The organism is Magnetococcales bacterium (assembly GCA_015228935.1).
Taxonomy (GTDB): domain Bacteria; phylum Pseudomonadota; class Magnetococcia; order Magnetococcales; family DC0425bin3; genus HA3dbin3.
Genome location: JADGCO010000096.1, coordinates 1 through 15,978, shown reverse-complemented (window position 1 = coordinate 15,978; position 15,978 = coordinate 1). Strand labels below are relative to the sequence as shown.

At 52.7% G+C, this 15,978-nt stretch carries 15 protein-coding genes; 6 read left to right on the top strand and 9 right to left on the bottom strand.

Features of this window, described 5'->3' with window-relative positions; genetic code table 11:
• Both HQL65_17150 and HQL65_17145 read right to left on the bottom strand, forming a co-directional pair.
• The coding region (locus HQL65_17150; protein MBF0137961.1) for a hypothetical protein at window positions 1-2,604 on the bottom strand (2,604 nt) is incomplete at its 3' end.
• Window positions 2,605-3,004: 400 nt separating this feature from the next.
• Entirely contained in the window at window positions 3,005-4,555 is a 1,551-nt protein-coding gene (locus HQL65_17145) for a putative maltokinase (protein ID MBF0137960.1), read from the bottom strand.
• Between the two features lie 65 nt (window positions 4,556-4,620).
• On the opposite strand from HQL65_17145, the gene HQL65_17140 reads away from it, so the two are divergent.
• Window positions 4,621-5,244, top strand: a complete 624-nt coding sequence (locus HQL65_17140; GenBank protein ID MBF0137959.1) for a TIGR04282 family arsenosugar biosynthesis glycosyltransferase — start codon at window positions 4,621-4,623, stop codon at window positions 5,242-5,244.
• Between the two features lie 39 nt (window positions 5,245-5,283).
• On the opposite strand, the gene HQL65_17135 is transcribed toward HQL65_17140, so the two are convergent.
• Together HQL65_17135 and HQL65_17130 are read right to left on the bottom strand one after the other, a co-directional pair.
• Window positions 5,284-6,141 (bottom strand): FkbM family methyltransferase, encoded by an 858-nt coding sequence (locus tag HQL65_17135; GenBank protein ID MBF0137958.1) that lies wholly within the window; start codon window positions 6,139-6,141, stop codon window positions 5,284-5,286.
• A 431-nt stretch (window positions 6,142-6,572) separates the two neighbouring features.
• Complete coding sequence (locus tag HQL65_17130; GenBank protein MBF0137957.1) at window positions 6,573-6,776, bottom strand: hypothetical protein; 204 nt, start codon at window positions 6,774-6,776, stop codon at window positions 6,573-6,575.
• A 62-nt stretch (window positions 6,777-6,838) separates the two neighbouring features.
• On the opposite strand from HQL65_17130, the gene HQL65_17125 reads away from it, so the two are divergent.
• The 5 genes from HQL65_17125 (at window position 6,839) to HQL65_17105 (ending at window position 11,494) form a co-directional block, all read left to right on the top strand.
• Window positions 6,839-7,657 (top strand): diguanylate cyclase, encoded by an 819-nt coding sequence (locus tag HQL65_17125; GenBank protein MBF0137956.1) that lies wholly within the window; start codon window positions 6,839-6,841, stop codon window positions 7,655-7,657.
• A gap of 128 nt (window positions 7,658-7,785) precedes the next feature.
• Window positions 7,786-8,358, top strand: coding sequence for an ATP-binding protein (locus tag HQL65_17120; GenBank protein ID MBF0137955.1), 573 nt, complete (start codon window positions 7,786-7,788; stop codon window positions 8,356-8,358).
• Window positions 8,359-8,375: 17 nt separating this feature from the next.
• Window positions 8,376-8,723: a hypothetical protein gene (locus HQL65_17115; GenBank protein MBF0137954.1), complete on the top strand. Its 348-nt coding sequence runs from the start codon at window positions 8,376-8,378 to the stop codon at window positions 8,721-8,723.
• 26 nt (window positions 8,724-8,749) lie between these two features.
• Complete coding sequence (locus tag HQL65_17110) at window positions 8,750-9,628, top strand: phosphate ABC transporter substrate-binding protein (protein MBF0137953.1); 879 nt, start codon at window positions 8,750-8,752, stop codon at window positions 9,626-9,628.
• Window positions 9,629-9,634: 6 nt separating this feature from the next.
• Window positions 9,635-11,494 (top strand): SpoIIE family protein phosphatase, encoded by a 1,860-nt coding sequence (locus HQL65_17105; GenBank protein MBF0137952.1) that lies wholly within the window; start codon window positions 9,635-9,637, stop codon window positions 11,492-11,494.
• 166 nt (window positions 11,495-11,660) lie between these two features.
• On the opposite strand, the gene HQL65_17100 is transcribed toward HQL65_17105, so the two are convergent.
• The 5 genes from HQL65_17100 to HQL65_17080 all read right to left on the bottom strand — a co-directional run bounded on the left by HQL65_17100 (window position 11,661) and on the right by HQL65_17080 (window position 15,938).
• The gene (locus tag HQL65_17100; protein ID MBF0137951.1) at window positions 11,661-13,100 is read right to left on the bottom strand and encodes a HAMP domain-containing protein; all 1,440 of its coding nucleotides are present in this window, start codon (window positions 13,098-13,100) and stop codon (window positions 11,661-11,663) included.
• 178 nt (window positions 13,101-13,278) lie between these two features.
• Window positions 13,279-14,280 carry a glycosyltransferase family 2 protein gene (locus HQL65_17095; protein MBF0137950.1) on the bottom strand — a complete coding sequence of 334 codons (1,002 nt, stop codon included), beginning with the start codon at window positions 14,278-14,280 and terminating at the stop codon, window positions 13,279-13,281.
• 129 nt (window positions 14,281-14,409) lie between these two features.
• Window positions 14,410-15,294: an FkbM family methyltransferase gene (locus tag HQL65_17090; protein ID MBF0137949.1), complete on the bottom strand. Its 885-nt coding sequence runs from the start codon at window positions 15,292-15,294 to the stop codon at window positions 14,410-14,412.
• Window positions 15,295-15,340: 46 nt separating this feature from the next.
• The gene (locus HQL65_17085; protein MBF0137948.1) at window positions 15,341-15,751 is read right to left on the bottom strand and encodes a DUF2335 domain-containing protein; all 411 of its coding nucleotides are present in this window, start codon (window positions 15,749-15,751) and stop codon (window positions 15,341-15,343) included.
• Window positions 15,711-15,938, bottom strand: coding sequence for a hypothetical protein (locus tag HQL65_17080; protein MBF0137947.1), 228 nt, complete (start codon window positions 15,936-15,938; stop codon window positions 15,711-15,713). Before HQL65_17080 ends, HQL65_17085 begins: the two co-directional genes overlap by 41 nt.
• Window positions 15,939-15,978 lie beyond the last annotated feature (40 nt).

Sequence of the window (15,978 nt, the reverse complement as noted above, 5' to 3'; positions counted from 1 at the left end):
GGAGTAGGCAGGGATTGGTTCGCCGAAAGCAGCCAGCCTTTCACAGCCATGCTCAGTCTGGTAGCCCAGCAGATCACCATGCAGCTTGTCATGCAAGATATCGATGTATTCCTTGATTCGATGTTTGGATAGTCTGATGATGTCGTCAGCCACTTTGAGGTACCTGATATGAGCAAAAACCGGGTGGAGCAGATCGGTGACTGTTGTGTCATACACCAAGTCCATCAGAGGTCTGGTCACGATTTTCCGGTGTTCTTTGGTATCCGCGAGGCGCAGGCCGATACGCAGCAAGCCAACGTGTTGCGACATAGGTCTCGTGTTTTCAACAATCTTCTTGCGGACCCGGGATAACAGCCCGGGATCAGGAGGGAGATGACGACGCAGACCGGTTTCCAGATATCCGCTCAATGCAACATAACGCATTGTAAAAGAAAGACCTTTAAAAGATCCGGCATACGGCCAGAACGTGCCGGTCGTGTCTTTTTTACCAGGCAGATGAATTTTGCTTAAATATTGAGTTGCCTGGGCCAGGACCAATACTTTATCGTAGGCTGCACTATAGAATCGTCCTGGATCCGAGCGAATATTTTTTGGCAGAGCCACAATCATGACATCCGGCACAAATTCAGCTATTTTTTGTTTATCAGATGGAAAAGTGGTGTTAAATTTGTCAACCACATCCCGGGTATTTCTATCGGGAATGACACCATTGATTCCGTTCTGCACGCATCTAGTTATTCTTCTTGCATTTCCAATGATTTCGTTCATCCTGCTATCAGTAGGCACTGATGCAGGACCCGTATTGCTCAAAACAACAGCTCTCTGTTGCGTGCGAGGTTTGTCTGGATTTGAAGATGAATTTCGATACCTGTCACTTAACGGCTTTCTTTCATTTTTTGATATACACAATAAAAATCTGACATTAGGCCCAATGGAAACATCATGGCCATAGTAGGTGTCAATATTGAAATCCCCACAGACGCAAGCTTTGTCTGAAGGTTGATCATCTATTGTTTCTTCCTGATGCCCAATGCTATTCAAGGTTCTTGAGTGAAACCCGGTCAGGCATATGACGTGTTTATCATCATGTCCTTCCCGTTCCCCGAACAAAAGTACAGGAAATTCCCCAAATAGAAATGATGGACAAAAAGCATTGAACTTCAGCCGCGTGAAGCCACCCTGCAAGTCACCGCTGATTACCAGTGGCACAAGACCTTCCTGTTGACGAATGGCCTCGGCAAGGTTTTGATAATTAAGACCCCGCGAAGGAAAGGTTCGTTGGCCTGCCGAGTGGAACTTGTTGGCCAGTATGGTAATGACCGGACTGGGGGGCGTACTCACATGACGATACGCCGACGCCTGAAATGCACTGAATAACGCCTGAGATGCGCAAGCACTTGTGGCCTGATCCTGTTGTTGCCAAACAAGTCCAGTAATATTAAGCGTTATTCCCTGGATATGCGCCTTGTAGTTTCGGAAGGTATTGGTGACACGGGGCTTGTAAGGTGTGTCGGGCGATAACGGCCATCTTAACAACGTCCTGCCAAGTGGTGCGTGAATCAAAGGACGTCGAACTATATAACCTAAGTATGAGCTTTGCAACTGATTAATGGCAAAACGATCACCTGAACGGGCGATTCTTAATGTAGTTTCAAGCCATTTCTTTGCACTAATATCATCGTGGTTCGCCATATCCATCTGCGGCATGCCACTGAGCAGGTGAACCATACTGAAGATGCCAAACGAAATTGAACTCACATCCTCCTGTAGACAGTGGATACCCCGCAAAAAACTTTCAAGGTGCCAGCGAATGTAGAGTTCAGGAAACTCAATCTGGGGTTTTTCGGGAAACAAACCATATGGTCCAAGTCCGTCTTGCCTGAACCTGGCCAATCCACCAACTAATTTTTCCAGAATTATCTTTTCAAAATCACGTCGATGTTCAATAATGGTACCGAGCATTGATCCATCTTTTATTATACGAATGACAGACAGAATGCTCGCATCTAAAACCGCAAAATCTTCCAATGTTCGATCTGATGGATTTATTTCCATAGCCCGCTCCAACATGAGCAATGTTGGAATCCACATATTTTCTGTCGCATCCTGATCTTGCATGGAATTCAGCAATGATTTAATTTTATCAAAATGTTCATATATCCGTGTTTTATAAAATTCATATGACTGATTGACTAATTTATCCATGTCTTCTCCAAGCATCCATTGACCTTTTTTGGTCTCACCCAGTAGATCGCAAAGAGAGGGGAGCTTGGAAATATAATGATAACGCTGACATAGATTTGGATAACCGGCTGCACTTGCACCATAATATACCTGAAACTGCGAAGCAAATTCCCAATCAGAATAATTTTTTTCTTGCAATACGAAAGCAGCGTCCATCCATGTCAGGTATTTTTGTAAATAGCGGCCTTGTTCATGGTTCTTTCCGCATTTGTTCAAAAAATCCTCACCGGAAACTACATCAGGGCTACCAAACCGGTGTATTTCTATGGCATGCGGTTTGTAACGATTAGATGCGTCCTCTTGAATCTGCTTCAGCATCGTATCGTCGGATTCAAAATCCCTGTCGGTAAGAGCATTCAAGATAAATTTCCCATATGATTCAAGGTTGAATTCACAGTTGCATGTCCACATTCGCATCGCAATGCAAAAATTTCACAGGCCCTTGCAACACAAAGCAACACGCCGAACGTCCCTGTTCCACTTCATGGCAGAAAAAAATCCAAGACAAACATTCACCTTATGATAACCATGCACCACAGACTGCCACAGCCATTCAAGAAATTACAACGAAGTGTAAATCAGTGGAAATCAACAGTCAATGTAATATTTTATAGTAAATATTAAAGTAAATAACTGTGCAAGGCATGAGAGAATAGGAGTTTTCAGACATGTGGATTGAGCCAAAACAGCATATAATTACAAAAGAATAAGCAAATTAAAGTTTAAACTTGTATCAGCCATGAGCTGATGCTTCACCCTGTTATTGTTGCTCCAGTTTTCTGATCAGACTGAAGAGCGGGATGGACAACCAGTCAGGTCGATTGGCCATTTCGTAACGCAATTCATAGAGGGCTTTTTCGATGATGAAAAATTGGATGAGCTGTTCAGCGGCATTGGGGTCAACCGGCCACCCCGGGCAACCCTGAATGGCTGCGCGATACCCTTTGAGAAACACCTCTGTTGCCTCCTGTTCCCAGGCCTGCACCATGGGACCCAGGCGCCGGCGGTCGGCGGGCCGCTCGGTGGTCACACGATTGGTCGCCACCGTCGCCGCATAACTGAAAGAACGCAACATGCCGGCAACGTCCCGGAGTGGCGAATGTTTCTGGCGGCGTTCCTCCATGGACCGGAGCGGTTCGCCTTCAAAGTCGGTGATGATAAAATCGTTTTTCACCAGCAAGACCTGGCCGAGGTGATAATCGCCGTGATACCGCATTTTGGCGGCAACAATATCCATTGTGGCCAGTCTGGAAATGTGGTCCAGCAGGATGGGACGCAACGTCAGCAGGTGATCCATGGCGGATCTCAGTTCGACCGGCAAATCGTTGCCTTGGTTTTTCAGAATGTCGAGTATGCCGACGGCATCGGCGTGCAACCGGGTACTCCATGTGACGAGGTCCTCTGGAGTGATCGGCTCGGGTTCGAAGGCAACCTCACCGACGGAGTGCCCGAATGCCTGGTGCAGTTCGGCAGTCCGACGACCGAGTATGTCCATCAGGGAGAGAAGGAAACCGTGGAAACTGTCTGGGGATTCGACCGCATGAGGTGCCGGCTCGGCCAATTGTTCGGTCAGGAAGCGTTCGAGATGGTCCACGACAAAATTCCAGCCGATACCCTGGTTTTCCACGTAGGCCTGGAGCAACGCGAGTGTCAGCGTCTGACCATCGGCACGGCGAAATTCCGCAGTACCGACAACGGGCACGACAGGGGAACAGGGTGACCGCTCGGTCAGAAAGCGTCCTGCTTCCACCTCTGGATTGGTACCGGCCTGGAGACGACGGTACCCCTTGAGAAAAAGCCGGTTGCCGAAACAGACCGCCGTATGGCTCATTTCCAGGGCCGGATGATGGACCGGTTCCTCGACACAATCGGCCAGTTCGCCGAACAGGTGACTGGCACGAAACTCGATCTGTCCCTCGCCGAACGGAAGATTCACATTCTGTCCCATGCTTCGCACCAGGGTGCGACAAAACTGGTCATCACCAAAGGCTTCGTAGAGGAGACCGCTCCGTTCCTCCTCTCTGACCCACGCCAGCGACCAGGATTCCAACGATTTGAGTTTATCCTCGCCGGCGTTGTCTTCCCGGCAGATGGCCAGGGGCAGAAAATATGTCTGGGGTGGTATATCGGTGCAATGCACCTCGATGAGGGTCAGAAGCCAATGGCCTGTCTCCGTATGCCACTCGCCCTGTTCCAGAATATCGATGCGCTCGATGTGGTGGCCCTTGGCGGCAAACCACCGTTTGTCGGCAAGATAAGGTGTGAGCATGTCCAGGATTGGTTCAGCGTGATTGCGCTCAAACAGGGCCATGTATATCCTTTCATCTCAACTTGCACAGAAACGCTGTCCATCATATTTGAACCGGATACTCCAGTATGGCACAAATCTCACTGCACCTCATGGGCAAGGTGCCTGTTGCGGGTCTGGTCAAGACGCGCCTGATTCCCGAACTGGGGGCCGCAGGGGCGGCGCGGGCGCAGGTCCGGTTGTTGCGGCAGGTGGCGACCATGGCCCGTTTATGGTGTCAGGCGCGGCCCGGGCGTTTGTTTCGTTTGTGGTTTACGCCGGATACCGGTCACCCGCTTTGTGCCGCTTTGGCTGAACCCGACGAGTTGCGGGTGCAGCCGCCGGGTGATCTGGGGCAGCGCATGGCGGCCATTGTCGATGTGGCCCTGGCTGAAACCGATCTCATGCTCCTGATCGGCAGCGATGCTGTTTCGCTTACGCCGGTCGATCTGGATGCGGCGGAACAGGCTCTGGCCCTGGTGCCGGCTGTCCTGGGTCCCACGGAGGATGGGGGATATTTGTTACTGGGTTTGCGGCAAGCCGCCCCCTCCCTGTTTCAGGGGATGATCTGGAGTACGCCCGGGGTGGCCATGGCAACCCGGGCACGTTTGGCGGCCCTGGGCTGGTCATGGTATGAACTGTCGCGTCAGTGGGATGTGGACACTCCGGCTGACTGGTATCGTTTTCTGCAAGGGGATCAGACGGGTGGCTGAACCGCCGTGGTCGCGAGGCATGCCTGCCAGATTGAATGACTATGATTTTTCTGCAAACCAATGTTCCTCGTGTTCCACATCAAGAAATTCAACCTTGAATCCTTGCGCGAGCAGAAAGGCATGCACATCTTCCCGGCTTTGCTTGAAATAATCTTGTAACAATGTCGGGTGGACACTGAGCAGCAGGGCCGGGTTTTTGTCAAGCAATTGGACGGCACCTTGCAGGACAATCAGTTCAGCGCCTTCCACATCGCATTTGATCAGGAGATCCTGGCCGGGGGTGGCTTGTGTTTCCAGCAATTGATCGAGTGTATGCAGGGGAATGTCATTTCCTGGTTGATCGTGCAGGCAGACGTAGGCCATTTTGGATCGATCAAACGTGGCCCGCAGTTGGTTGATTTTATGTGTGGTATCGGCCACAGCCGTTTGCAGGGTGCATGCGTGTTGGTGTTGGTTCGACAGTAAACCGTGGACGAGCAGCAGGCGTCTGGCTCCGTCGTGGTATTGGCAGATTTTTTCTGCCGCAATGAGGGAAGAAATATCGGCATCGATGGCGATCACCTTCACCTCCGGGGAGGTTGCCAGGGCCAGGAGGCTGAAATAACCGAAGGAGCATCCGGCATCGACGATCACTGCCCGGGGATGCTGGCGGATCCAATCCGTCATGGCCTTGACAGCGCGCAGCTCATAATGGGTCCATTCCATCCAGGAGAGACATTCCGCAGGGATGCGGATTTCACAGCCACTGGAGAGGGTCAGTTTGATGCCATTTTTTTCCAGGCCGAGAATGGTCCGGAAAAAGGGCCGCAAGAGATTCCACAACCATTCCTGATTTTTCAAGATGCTGGCATGCCGAACCCGGTGGGCCATTTTATAAAACAGGCTCAAGTCCAACACATGGATCTCCGTTTTGCGGGCAGGTATCGACAATGGATAGCGGCTATTTTAATCCATTTTTTAAAAAAAAGGGAGCCGTTCAGCCTCATTTGTTGAAAAACGTTTGAAAAACTGGGATGGAGGTCCAGGAGGAAGGGCTGTGCCCTTCCTTTTGGCGGGGTTTGGGGCGGAGCCCCAATAAAATCTTTCTTTCCGATTTTTTTTATCCGAGGGTTGATGAACAGCCTCTGAGATGTGAGGAATGATCCTCCATGCCCTTGGGGCAAGGGCATGGTGTGTTCCTCTTGCCTGGAATGATTTTTATATTTCATTCTGCGAATATTTTCCATCCATTTTGCCATGGAAAACGTTTCCAGGCAAGTTGATTATTCTGTAAGTTTGTCTTTCAATGGCTTCTGGATATTGTTTAAGTTATTTTTAGGTTTATGGCTCTATTCTATGGGTTGCACCTTTTTTTTCCACATTGGCATGGTTCCTGGCTTGACCACCTTTTTGGGGCTTCGCCCCTGGCCCCCACTGGGGGAAGGGACCAGCCCTTCCCCCAGACCCCCATCCCAGTCTTTCATTTTGTTTTTTCTTTTTTCTTTTTTCTTTTTTTTCGTTTTTTCTTTTTTCCTTCCTTTTATTTTGTTCATCTCCCGCCACAAATGTTAAACTCCCCACATCGCCCGTCCACCCCATCCAACCTCAAAACATCATGGAAACCAACCTGATCACTTTGAAAAACGAAATCAAACAGTTGCGCCAGGAACGGGACGACCTGGAATTGGCCCTGCAAACCGCCATCGACCACGGCGATGCCATCGAAGAACAATTGGTCGCCACCAACGAAAAACTCACCGCCGAAATCCATGAACGCATCCTGGCGGAATCCCGCCTGGAACAGCTCCTGAATCACCTGAAACAGCAAAAAGATGACCTGGAACTGCTGGTCAAAACCGTCACCGAACACAGCGACCAAATGGATACCCAATGGCTGGAACGCTACAGCCAGATGGAAAAATTGTCCATGCTGGATGGCCTCACCCGAATCGCCAACCGCCGAGCCTTCGATGCGGCCCTGAAAAAAGAGTGGAAACGCTGCCAACGCAGCGCACAACCCCTGGGCCTGCTCCTGTGCGACGTGGATCATTTCAAACAATTCAATGATTTTTACGGCCACCAGAAAGGGGATGAATGCCTCGTCTGGGTGGCTGTGGCCGTGGCCAAAAGCTGCCAACGCCCCTCCGACCTGGCCGCCCGCTACGGCGGCGAAGAGTTTGTCATCCTCCTGCCCCAAACCAATGCCGCCGGCGTGCAGGAAGTGGCCGAAAGCCTGCGGCTCCGCCTGCGAGACCTGGCCCTGCCCCATGCACGCTCCCCCCATGGCCTGGTCACCATCAGTCAGGGCGGCAGCGTCATCGTGCCCCGTGCAGATATCTTGCCCACGGAATTGCTCATGATCGCAGATCAACAACTCTACATTGCCAAAAGCAGTGGCCGGGATACTTTTTCAATTACCTCCCTGCCGGTATGATGCACCCCGACGGCATCGGCATGCGCCGGTCACCCACCACGGACAATGTGTCTGTGATCAATCTCCACAGAATCAGGCACGGAAAAATTTCGTGAAGCACGCAGGACAAAATATCAGGAGAAGGAGTCATGCTGAAAATTGTCGGTGATTTTGCCGAACCAGGCAAAAACGACAGGATCGAAAGCCTGATCCTCAGTTTCATGCCCGGGTCCGTTCCCCTCCAACAACGCTGGCGCAACAATGGTCTTTCAGCAGATTTTCTGGCAGACTACGTGACCACCTTCTTTCCCAAGGTGGACGAAGATCCCGCCAGTGGCCAGCGCCAGACCGAAATCCGGGGAGCCGTCAGCTACATCGCCAATGAACTGCTTGAAAATGCCATGAAATACAGCGATGAACGGTTGCCATACCCCATCCTGATTCAAGTACAATTGGAAAATGAGCGTATCGTTTTCAATGAAACGAACAGCGTCAATCCAGACCAGGCCAACGCATTCGAAACCTTCATCCAACGCCTGGCCATCAGCGATCCGAACGATATGTACATCCAACAGTTGGAAACCAATGCCGTGGACGGTTCCTCCTCCGGACTGGGGCTGCTGACCATGATCAATGACTACCAGGCACGGCTTTCCTGGAAATTTCATTATGTTACGGATGATGCTGTCACCATCACCACCCAGGTTCAACTGGACATTTGACGCAGGGATAGACCAGCATGGAAACAAATATTCGTGGTGATGCCTATGCCATCACCTATGATGAAGCCTCCCGGCAGGTGATCATCAAGGGCATCCTCCGCCTCAATGGGCTTCAGGAGTACGCCCCGGTCACCGAGCTGCTTTCGGCAGCCAGCAAAGCCGCCGATTCCCTGATCGTGGACATCAAGGAGCTGGAATTTCTCAACAGCTCCGGCATTGCCATGCTCTCGAAGTTTGTCATCGAGGTTCGCAATCGCCAGACATCCGCCCTGACCATCAGGGGTTCCCAGGCCGTGGCCTGGCAGAAAAAATCCCTGACCAATCTGCAAAAATTAATGCCCGCTCTGGTCTTGGAAATATTATAAAGCCGACAATTTCCAGGGAGATACACATGAATCGATGGGGAATGATCCTGCTGCTGGCGGTTGCCTCCTGGAGCATCCAGGCCTGGAGCGCCGAAGAGTTGCAATGGACCGGATGCGGCATCACCAAAACAGCCTTCATGTCCGAACTGGCCCAGGCCTTTGAACAAAAAACCGGCCAGAAGATTGTCCTGACCGGTGGCGGAGCGGCCAGAGGTATCCGCGCCGTGGCTGCCTCCTCCGCCCACCTCGGGGGAACCTGTCGCGCCCGCCTCCAGGATGCGACCCACTCAATCCTCCCCGAAGAACAAAATGCCCGCCTGATCCAGGTGGCCTGGGATGCCCTGGTGGTCATCGTCCACCCCAGCAACCCGGTCAACAATATCTCCCTGGACAATCTCAAAAAAATCTATCTGGGCGAGATCGACTCCTGGGACACGCTGGGAGGCGAGGCCAAAAAAATAGCCCTCATCGACCGGGAAGGAAAGGAGTCGGGCGTCGGCAACATGTTTCGCCGCCTGGTCTTCAACGACCCGAATTTTGACTATCGTGCCCGCTCTCTCAAGGTCAAATCCAGCAACCCCGTCGAACAAAAAGTGGAATCCTTTTCCACCGCCATGGCCATTGATGGGGTCAGCTCAGCCCGCAAACTGGGCGTCAAAATTCTCGAACTCGACGGCGTGGCCCCGACCCGGGACAATATTCGCACTGCCCGATATGCCCTCTACCGCCCGCTCTATATGGTTGTCAATCGGCAAAAAATCTCACCGCAAACCCAGGCTTTCATTGATTATGCGCTGAGTGATGCCGGTCAGGAAATCATCGCCGCCCAGGGGGTGGTCAATCTCAAGGATGGCGACGATCTGGCCAAAATCTGGCATAGCCGTTTTGGTGACCAGGAACCTTGAAATCGATTGTTTGCCATAGTGACGTGTGCCATGCGGATCAAGTTTCGTTACAAGCTGCTTTTGGCCCTGACCACGCTGACTTTCCTGGTCCTCCTCGTCCAGGGGATTCTTTCCGGCAGCATGGTTCTGGAAATGCTCGAAAAAAGAACCGTGGCCAGCCTGACCCGCGAGGCCGCCGGCAAGACCCAGATTTTGTCGCATATTCTCCGCGAAAGTGAGGAAGACCTGACCATCCTGGCCGCCCATCGCGACAATGAAAATTTTTTCACCTTTCGGTCGTTTCAGGAAAATGACGGCATGGTGGATGCCCTGTCCGGTCTTGAGCTTTTCTTTTTAAGGGTCCATGAGGTCAAACCCCGGTATGACCGCATCCAGCTCCTGACCAGCAACGGGGGGGGACCGGTTTTGCAGATCAACGACGGCAAGACAGTTCACCAATACGACAATTTTGATCCGGAAAATCAACTGCGTGATCTGGCCAGCAAGGAAAAACGGGCCGTGCATCACGTTGACCGGGGTGCAGAGGGGCAGATGGATTTGTTGTCTCTCAAGGCGTTGCAAATCAACGGACAGGTTGAGGGTTATCTGGTACTGCGTCAATCCATCCGCGAGCTGGTCCAGACCATGCTGGCCGAACTCGGCAAGGCGGGCATCACGGCGGTCTTGTGCAATCAGCAGGGTGTGCGCGTGGTGGCCACACCGGATTATCAGCCGCGACTGGAACCCTTGTTCCGGCAGGCAAGCAGTTCCGGGGAGTGGATTACCGTGCTGGCCTCCATTCCTGTTCTGGACTGGTCATTGGCGGTGGGCATGCCGCGAAGCGAATCCTTCACCCTGTTTCGCAACCAGTTCATTGCCGGTTTGATTTCGGCGGTGTTTCTGGTGGCGGTCATGTTGTATTTCGTGCGCAAGGCCATTCAAACCCTCAAGGCCTACAATCGCATTCTGGAACAACAGGTTTCCGAGCGCACGGCCCAGTTGGAGCGGGCCAATGAAGAGATCCGGCAACTGAACGAAAGTCTCAAGCAGGAAAATCTGCGCCTGGGGGCCGAATTGATGGTTGCCCGCCAGATTCAACAAATGGTCCTGCCCCGCCAGACAGAGCTGCTGATCCATGACCATCTGGACATGGCGGCTTTCATGGAACCGGCCTCGGAGGTGGGGGGGGATTATTATGATATTCTGCAAGGGGAGGATGGCCGTCTGTTGATTGGTATTGGTGATGTGACCGGGCATGGCCTGGAAAGCGGTGTGCTGATGTTGATGACCCAGAGCATGGTCCGCATCCTGTTCAGTTTTCCCGAGATCGAGGTTGGAATGCGGCTGGAGCTGTTCAATCGTGCCCTCTTTGCCAACATCAACCGCATGGCGTCTGACAAAAACCTGACTCTTGTCCTGGTGGACTACACACCGGGAATCAGTTCAGATGGGGAATATTCAGGGGCAGGTGCTGGCCTTTCACCCGGTAAGGATCAAACCGAATATTCACCTGCCGGTCATCTGCGCATCAGTGGCCAGCACGAATCGTTGCTGGTGGTGCGGCAGGCAGGCGATTTGACTGTCGTCGATACCCAGGAGCTGGGTTTTCCCATCGGTCTGGTTGACAATATTCTTCCCTACGTCAACGCAACCACACTTACCCTGGACAGGGGGGATGTCGTGATCCTCTATACGGATGGCATTACCGAGGCGGCCAATCTGCATCAGGAACTCTATGGTTTGGAACGTCTTTGTCAGGTGGCGGTCCGGAATCGGCATTTGGAGGCCGAGGAGATCAAGGAGGCTGTGGTGGCTGATGTCAAGCGCCATGTGGGTGCCCAGACAATCTATGATGACCTGACTTTGGTAATTTTGAAGCAAAAATAAAAAAAAACAAATTGAAAAAAAAGAGGGGGTCTGGGGGATTCATCCCCCAGTGGGGTCTGGGGCGAAGCCCCAGTGGGGTCCAGGGGCGAAGCCCCGGTGGGGGTCCAGGGGCGAAGCCCCGGTGGGGACAGGGGCGAAGCCCCAACAAACCGCGAGATGTGAATTATTATTCGGTTACGGTGTACAAGACCACCTCTTCGGAAACCCCTTTCAGGGAGGCAGTGGTCACTTCCCGGACCGGATAGAGATGCCGGACCCGGTCGGCAACAAGGGCACTGAACAACAGAGGCGGATGGGGAGATTTGGCCTGACTTTCGATCCGTGCCGCCAGATTGACGGCATGTCCCACAACCGTGAATTCCAGGCGATCCGGAGTGCCGAAATAACCGGCCACCACCTCTCCCCGGTGGATGCCAATACCATTGTTGACCGGATCATCCGGGCGTTCGCGGTTGAACTGGAGCAGATTTTTTCGCATATCCAGGGCGGCGGCCAGGGCGGCAACGGTATGATCACGGTCACTGACATCCAGCCCGAACACCGCCATGATGGCATCGCCGATAAACTTGTCCACCATCCCGCCATGGGCCTGAATGGCCTTGACCATGGCCGTGAAATAGCCATTCAACAACAGGGTCAGGGCTTCGGGATCCATCCGTTCTGCCCGGGGGGTGAAATCCCGGAGATCGGCCATCAGGATCGTCACTTCCCGCCGTTCACCGCCCATGCGTACAACTTTGTCATCCCGGGCGAACTGGTTGATGAAGGTTTCCGCCACCTGGGGATTGACAAACCGTCCAAAGGCCTCCCGGATCCGTTCCCGCAACAACAACCCCTGGGCCATGTCATTGATGCCCATGGCCACCCGACCCAGTTCATCACCCCGGGATGGATCCACGTGGATCTGAAAGGCACCGGCAGCAATTTTATGCACCGCATCCAGGAGGTTTTCACAATCCTGATGCAGGGTACGACCATAAAGCCAGGAGACAGACAGGCTGACCAACACAAAACTGCAACCCAGAAATAAAACTTCCAGTGCCGTGTCCTGGTCGGTATACCCCTCCAGAACAAAACGAAAACTCATCAAGACCATGATGAGAACCGGTACCAGGGTGAAGAGGGTAAACCCTTCCATGAGACGTACCGCAATGCGCTCCGGAACCAGGGCGGCAAGGTCAGGAGAGGTGCGGCGAAAATAATATTCAAGGATGACGTATTCCAGTTGGGAAAGGATGCCGGCCCCCAGTCCCCAGTAGCCGGAGACCAGTTTGAGATGGCTTCCCATGGGAAAATCCGGATAGAGGATGCTGTGGGTGATGACGGCAGCCATTCCGGTCAGGATCCAGGTCGTGACGGAAAGACGGAAAGCATGGCGTGCCAGGGAAACATGGTGGCGGGATACCGGAAATACATACCAGGAGAGTTCCCGCAGGAGGATTTGCAGCAGACAGACGCCACCAAGACCGGATACCACCCGTGTCAGGGAGAGTTCATCCAGCAAAGGACAGACCGCCTTGCCATAGAAGCTCAGGAAGAGAACGGCCACCAAAGGCAACAGATGCAAACGCAAACGCATGTTGCGGTCTATGTGCCGCATGGTCATGGTTGACAAATTCGGTTCACTCCATTGTTATTGTTCATGATACTATACCATGGAGGCTGCTGCGCAATCCACGGGAACAAGGTCTCTCTGCACGACTGACGCCGCAAATCTGTACTGACACGGAGCCTCAACTGAATGATTGCAATAAAACGCAATACGATGGTCTGGGAGATGCGTTTCAGAAACGAAAACCCAGACAACGACAGGCATGATAGGTATGACGTTGTTCGGCAACCCGATGATGCAACCATTGTCCCCACGGCCCCAGCAGGGAAAGTCCGGCAAACAGAAAAGCCTTGCGCCGATATTCGGCGTCTGTCAAGGCAGCGGTGAAGGCCAGCAGGGCTTCGCGAAAGCGACCGTGTTTGAAAAGGGCCTGACCGTTCAGATAGGATTCATAGCCGGTGGCTGGAGGTGGGGGTTTTTGGGGAGTTCCCACGATGGCCTGATCGAGTCTGTCGGCCATGGCCGTCACGGAATGGGCCGTATTCGGGTCCTGACTGTTGCCCATGGCCGTCAACATGCTGCGCTCCAGGGTGCGTATCTTGAACGATACGGTGCCCCCATAATAGCGCATGTCGTAGAGCGGTTCGGGAATCGTGCCAAAACGGGTGGTGCCCACCAACCGTTGCCACAGGTCCCAATCTTCGGCGGCCCGAAAGCGATAGGTGGGGGTACCCGCCGCCAGCAGGACGGCACGCCGGATCATGAACGAGCCATTGACAATGGGATTGATGCCCCGGGCCATGAAACCGGCAATAAGCGCATGGTCATCCGGCATGCAGATGGTGGCAAAGGGGAGACCATTGGGAGCCAGCATCCGCTTGCCCGTGAAAACCATGCCTGTCTCTGGACGGGCATCCAGATAGGCCACCTGCCGCGCCAGACGCTCGGGTTGCGAATAATCATCCGCATCCTGGCGACAAATATACGCTCCACGACTGTGCTGGAGCAAATGATTGGCCGCTTCGGTCTGGCCCCGGTTTTTAGCAAAGGTCAGTATGCGGATCCGTGCATCCTTTTGGGCATATTGGCGCAAAATGGCGGGGGTCGCATCGACCGACCCATCATCACAGATGAGAAACTCGAACTCCCGCCATGTCTGCCCCAGTATACCCTCGATGGCCGCCGCAAGATAACGTTCCCCATTATAGACCGGCATCATGACTGTCAGACGCATGGTTTGTCTCCGGAAATATTACCCTTGTGCGGCAACCGGGTGATCACGCGCCAGCGTGTCACCCGCACCATTTTCCATTCCTGGCAAAAGCATCCATTTTCAGCAGCAGGGGAACCATTTTTTCACTTGTCACTCCGATGGTTTCTCCCCGGCAGGAACCGGTTTTTCCAGCAGCAGGGAGCGCACAATCTTGCGCGTCACCGTCCCGGTATCCCCGATGGGATTGATGATCTCCCGGCAGGCAAATTCCAGAACCTGCCCGGGGGTCAGGCCGGCATAGAGACCCCGATTTTTGGCCACCTGCACCGGTTGCAGGCCGAGTTCCCGAAAACGCTCCGGAACAGGTACACCAGCCGACTCGACCAGACGCGGATAAAAACCGGCTGCAAACAATTTTTGCAACTGTTTTTCCAGGGAATGATCGGGCGTGTACCGCTCTGGATGCACTTCCAGCAGGATGCGAATGTTGTCATGGGTCGTGAAAAATTCCATGCCGCCAGCCAGGATTTCCACCTCGTGTCCCTCGACATCCATCTTGATCAGCAGGGGAGGGGTGATGTGTTCGCGCTGGCAGAAGGTATCCAACCGCACAAACTGGATGGGGACTTTTTCGGTTGCCACCTCGGAGGGGCGGGCCGAATGGAGATTGTCGTGATCACGGGAGAGATAAAAAGCTCCCTCGGCATCCCGGTCGGAAACCGCGAGGGAATGGAAACGAATCCGGTCATCCCGGGGATATTGCCAGCGGATGCGGCGCTGGACACGACGCCTGTTGGCAGGCACCGGTTCCAACAGGTGCAGACGCAACCCCGCCCCACCTGTCCGCAGCATGGCCAGGGTTTCATGGCCATCACTGGAACCCAGTTCGAGAACCGTCATCGGCTCCTGCAAGGCGGCCAGCAGCATGACCTCAAAGAGAGGTTCGTGGTGACTGGCCTGCCGGATGAGAAAAGGAAACCGGTCCTTGATCCAGGTTGTGGCTTGACGACGGAGTTTCAGTAATATACCGAACATATCACTCCTGATGTTTCTCGAATATAATAAATTAAATTCGGATTCGTCATGGGCCAGATTTTTTTGGATTTATTTTATTTTTTCCCGTGATAAAAGTAACGATTCCACCCGTCAGGGTGCCTGTAATTATGGTCGCACCGGCACCTGGATTGCCAAGCCATATCGCCACAAGTCCGGATAAAATACAACATACAGATATAATCAAGGCATAATTAAGCCCTTTATTTTCAATTCCAATTTCAGATTTTAATTTTAGCAATGTTATCTCTTGATAAAACTTTGCACTTTCTTCTGCCATTGAAATAATCCTTTCGGCTGCGCCAGGCACCAGCCTGTCATATCCTTCAAGGATCACTGGAGGTGGAATTGGTCCCTCATACTCAATTTTTTTAATTGTTTGCAACGCAGGGGCATTTTTAATGATTTCCTGTTGATCTATTTTCTGCTGAATGGGCATCCGTTTCCTTGACATATTGATCTTCCGAAAACCTCACCATGGCATGGCTGATTTCATGGCCAACATTCTCCCAGCTATCAGCGATAATTTGTTCAGGTGTTTTGATCTCTACACAAAACTCCGCACGAGGAGCGATACTGAAAGCTCGACCAAATCCACGCAGGAATATTTTGATTTTTTCACCCATATCCGCAGTATAAAATCCGGATTTGTCATGTCAAGTCAAT

Bases quoted from the DNA above. Each gene is read 5' to 3' on its own strand.
- HQL65_17085 (MBF0137948.1), bottom strand. From the start codon at position 15,751: ATGCCCATTCAGCAGAAAATAGATCAACAGGAAATCATTAAAAATGCC.
- HQL65_17100 (MBF0137951.1), bottom strand. From the start codon at position 13,100: ATGACCATGCGGCACATAGACCGCAACATGCGTTTGCGTTTGCATCTG.
- HQL65_17090 (MBF0137949.1), bottom strand. From the start codon at position 15,294: ATGTTCGGTATATTACTGAAACTCCGTCGTCAAGCCACAACCTGGATC.
- HQL65_17130 (MBF0137957.1), bottom strand. From the start codon at position 6,776: ATGAACAAAATAAAAGGAAGGAAAAAAGAAAAAACGAAAAAAAAGAAA.
- HQL65_17120 (MBF0137955.1), top strand. From the start codon at position 7,786: ATGCTGAAAATTGTCGGTGATTTTGCCGAACCAGGCAAAAACGACAGG.
- HQL65_17095 (MBF0137950.1), bottom strand. From the start codon at position 14,280: ATGCGTCTGACAGTCATGATGCCGGTCTATAATGGGGAACGTTATCTT.
- HQL65_17125 (MBF0137956.1), top strand. From the start codon at position 6,839: ATGGAAACCAACCTGATCACTTTGAAAAACGAAATCAAACAGTTGCGC.
- HQL65_17145 (MBF0137960.1), bottom strand. From the start codon at position 4,555: ATGGCCCTGTTTGAGCGCAATCACGCTGAACCAATCCTGGACATGCTC.
- HQL65_17080 (MBF0137947.1), bottom strand. From the start codon at position 15,938: ATGGGTGAAAAAATCAAAATATTCCTGCGTGGATTTGGTCGAGCTTTC.
- HQL65_17140 (MBF0137959.1), top strand. From the start codon at position 4,621: ATGGCACAAATCTCACTGCACCTCATGGGCAAGGTGCCTGTTGCGGGT.
- HQL65_17110 (MBF0137953.1), top strand. From the start codon at position 8,750: ATGAATCGATGGGGAATGATCCTGCTGCTGGCGGTTGCCTCCTGGAGC.
- HQL65_17115 (MBF0137954.1), top strand. From the start codon at position 8,376: ATGGAAACAAATATTCGTGGTGATGCCTATGCCATCACCTATGATGAA.